Source organism: Vibrio sp. A8-1, from assembly GCF_013048685.1.
Lineage (GTDB): Bacteria > Pseudomonadota > Gammaproteobacteria > Enterobacterales > Vibrionaceae > Vibrio > Vibrio metschnikovii.
This window is the reverse complement of record NZ_VHTC01000069.1, coordinates 1-3209: the sequence shown is the minus strand read 5'-3', so window position 1 is coordinate 3209 and position 3209 is coordinate 1. Positions and strand designations below refer to the sequence as shown.

Annotated in this window: 3 protein-coding genes; all 3 read left to right on the top strand. The window is 36.9% G+C overall.

Annotated features, from left to right (window positions below):
• Positions 1-5: 5 nt before the first annotated feature.
• The 3 genes from FKN93_RS17085 to FKN93_RS17070 all read left to right on the top strand — a co-directional run bounded on the left by FKN93_RS17085 (position 6) and on the right by FKN93_RS17070 (position 2965).
• Positions 6-671, top strand: a complete 666-nt coding sequence (locus tag FKN93_RS17085; protein WP_249374222.1) for a Fic family protein — start codon at positions 6-8, stop codon at positions 669-671.
• A 144-nt stretch (positions 672-815) separates the two neighbouring features.
• Positions 816-1943, top strand: coding sequence for a DUF4238 domain-containing protein (locus FKN93_RS17075; protein ID WP_170905735.1), 1128 nt, complete (start codon positions 816-818; stop codon positions 1941-1943).
• A 149-nt stretch (positions 1944-2092) separates the two neighbouring features.
• The gene (locus FKN93_RS17070) at positions 2093-2965 is read left to right on the top strand and encodes a hypothetical protein (protein ID WP_170905734.1); all 873 of its coding nucleotides are present in this window, start codon (positions 2093-2095) and stop codon (positions 2963-2965) included.
• Positions 2966-3209 lie beyond the last annotated feature (244 nt).

Sequence of the window (3209 nt, the reverse complement as noted above, 5' to 3'; positions counted from 1 at the left end):
TACCGTTGGCTAAACAACTTGCCAAAAGAGATGTACCAGCTTTGGTTTATGACGCTGTTAACCTCGAGGGTGTTGCAATGACTTTACCTGAGGTGCAAACCATTCTTGATGGGATCACCGTAGGTGGTCATCGAATTAGTGATCAAAATATGGCAATGAACCAAGCTAGAGCATGGGAGTTTATTTTTGGCTTAGTTGATCAAGGTGAGTTCCAATTTAATAAAGAAACCGCCTTAAAAATCCACAATATCGCAGGCAAAGAAGAAGCGTTGGAGTGGGGTAAATTTCGCTCTGGTTACGTTTCTATTACGGGTTCAGAGTATGAGCCTCCGGCTCCAGATGAGTTGGACGAAAAATGGCTTGAAGTTGAGAGTCAGGTGAATAGCGAATCTGATGTTTACGATCAAGCAATTACTGCATTTTTACAAATGGCACGCGCTCAATTTTTTTGGGATGTTAACAAACGTACGGGGCGGTTCATGATGAACGGTATTTTGTTAGCTAATGGTTTCCCTATCATTAATGTGCAAGCCAAGCGTCAACAAGAGTTTAATACGCTCATGCTTGACTTCTATTCTTCTAATGACATGAGATCAATGAATAAGTTTTTACGCAGCTGTTTGGATGAAAAAATCATTCGTAATTTCAAGCTAGATCTGAAAATCGGCTAACAAACGCTTCAAGAGGGACTTCCAACGCGTGGCATTTTTACTGTGCGTTGATTTTGGTGGTTTCAGTATTATGCGGAAACTTGGTAGTAGCGTTGTCAGCCCCTTAAGCGGGCGTTATATGTTCTCAACTATTGGAGGCTTGTAGTGGCAGAAAAAAAAGGTCAACATTTGGTCCCAGAGTGTTATCTACGCTCCTTTATTGCTGATATATCTGAGATTGAAAAGCATAATCCTAAGCATGAAGCTGGTGTTTATGTTAGTTCAAAGGCGCTAGACTCAGGTTGGAAAATGAGAGGAGTAAAGCATAAGACGTTCAAAAAGTCTTATTATTACAATCTGCCGGAAGATAATCCCAATGAGCCCTATATTGAGAATTTTCTATCTGGCGTGGAGCGGTTATACAGGACAAACTTGCAAAAGGTTGTAAATCGCGAGTTTGACAATGAAGTTCTGTCATTTCTGTCATATTTCACAATCCTTCAGCGCATTAGAGTGGATAAATTTATTACTTCAATGCAAAACTCATGGGATAAAGTTGCTAAACGGTGCGATAAATTTTCAGGTGGCAATCAGTATGCTTTATTGTTAAAGGATATAGTAAAAAGGCAAATTCCAACTACTGATCTTGGCGGGATTATTCACCCTAATGCTTGTATTATCTATAATAATACTAAATTTCCTTTTGTGACTTCAGATAACCCAGTTGTCCGAAAAAACTTGAATGTTCCCGACTTAAAGATGGTAATTCCTCAAGCAAATATTGACCATTTAGCGCCAGATTCTCATGAAAGTGCTTTTTTCTTTTTCCCGTTAACTCCTTCAGTTGCTTACGTTTCATGTGACTTAATAAAAGCGGGGTCAGCTTTAGAATTTAATGATAGTGAATTGATGAATATTCTTTATTTAAATTATTATTCAATATTAAATGCACACGAGTATGTCTATTCATCTGTAGTCGAACCAATTAGAGATGAAGCAGTACTTTCCGAGATACTAAAAATTGAAAAAAGTGGACAGCACATTAAAATTTATACAGATACTCATAGACTAAAGCTTAAAGGGCAGGTTATATCAAGCGATGCAAATAACTTATCGTTCTTATGCGAGCCAAATGATGATCTGACAAAGCTAAAGCTTGGAGAAAAAGTTAGTCTTGCTGAGGTGTATGAGAGTGGTACTAGTATAATAGGCAAGAGATATTGTTTAGTTCAAAAACTAGAAATAGATTCTGGTTTGGTGGTTCTTGAGTCCGATCTTCAATTTCACATATAACAAAGCGTTTAAGAGGGACAGCCAACGCGTGGCATTTTTAATATGCGTTGGTTTTTGTGGTTATGGTGTTATGCGGAAGCTTAATAGTAGCGTTGGCTGCCCCTTAACGCGGCGTTATAAACCAGAACATGTTTTTCGATAGGAAAATTATGAAAGTTGATATAGAGAAGATAGTTGGGCACTCGGTCTCATGGGCTATCATTGGTCTCTTGGTTGGTGGTATTAGTGTATTGATGACAGTTAATAGCTATACATCGGAATTACAAAAAAAGGAATTTGCGATTATTCAAGCTAACAATGATCTTCAGAACACGATATCTGAAATAAATATGTTGATTTATAAAGAAAAAAAAGAGATTCAAGAGTTCTCAGAACAAAAAATTGGAAGTATGTCCAGAGACCAAAAGAAATTACTATCTAAGTTTGAAGAAATTGATAAGTACTTACTCGAAGTAAAAAATGTAGATTCATATTACGGCTTACATGGAGACAAAATTCTCAGCGATTTTGACGAAAGTGAGATTATCAACAAAATCAAAACAGCTTCAAATAGAAGTGAAAAACGTTTCCTATATGAAGCCATCAATTACGATGGCAATAACTATGTTAGAGATATAGCTTTAAAAAAATATATAGACTTCTTGTCAGTATCGGATTTGGCTTTCTTAGCTAAAGAGTGGGCGCTACCAGATGATAGCATGCACTCGATGCTTCCATTCATTCCAACTCACTGGGAGCGAGATCTACTTGGCGCTGTTGGTGACCTTTTGACAGAAGAAAATGCAATACACTTTGAAAAGGCAATAATTAATGCTTTGGTTAATACCAATGAAATTTATGATAAAAAGTTTGCTGATTTTATTTGGTACACATACAAAAAATCTGATAGTGCAGCCGTCATTAAGTCGTTAGAGAAAATCATGCACTTGTTGAATGAGTTAGAGCTAAAGGAATCCCTATCAAACGCAAAAGAAAGGTATCATGAGTCCCTGGATAAGATTTCTGAGTCAGTTACAGAGTAAAACTGGTTTATAACAAAGCGTTTAAGACAGATTCCCAACGCTTGGCATTTTTCATTTCATCGTTGGGTTCTGCGCTTAAGGTGGTATGGTTAGGTTCAGTGGTTGCGTTGCTCACTACTTAACGCGGCGTTATGTTTTATTGAGCCTCAGCAAAATCAATATATAAATTTTAATGGGAAAACTCAGTTTGATTTAGACGTTTTCCTACTCTAATTTATTGATATTATGAGTTTATTGTTCTTTT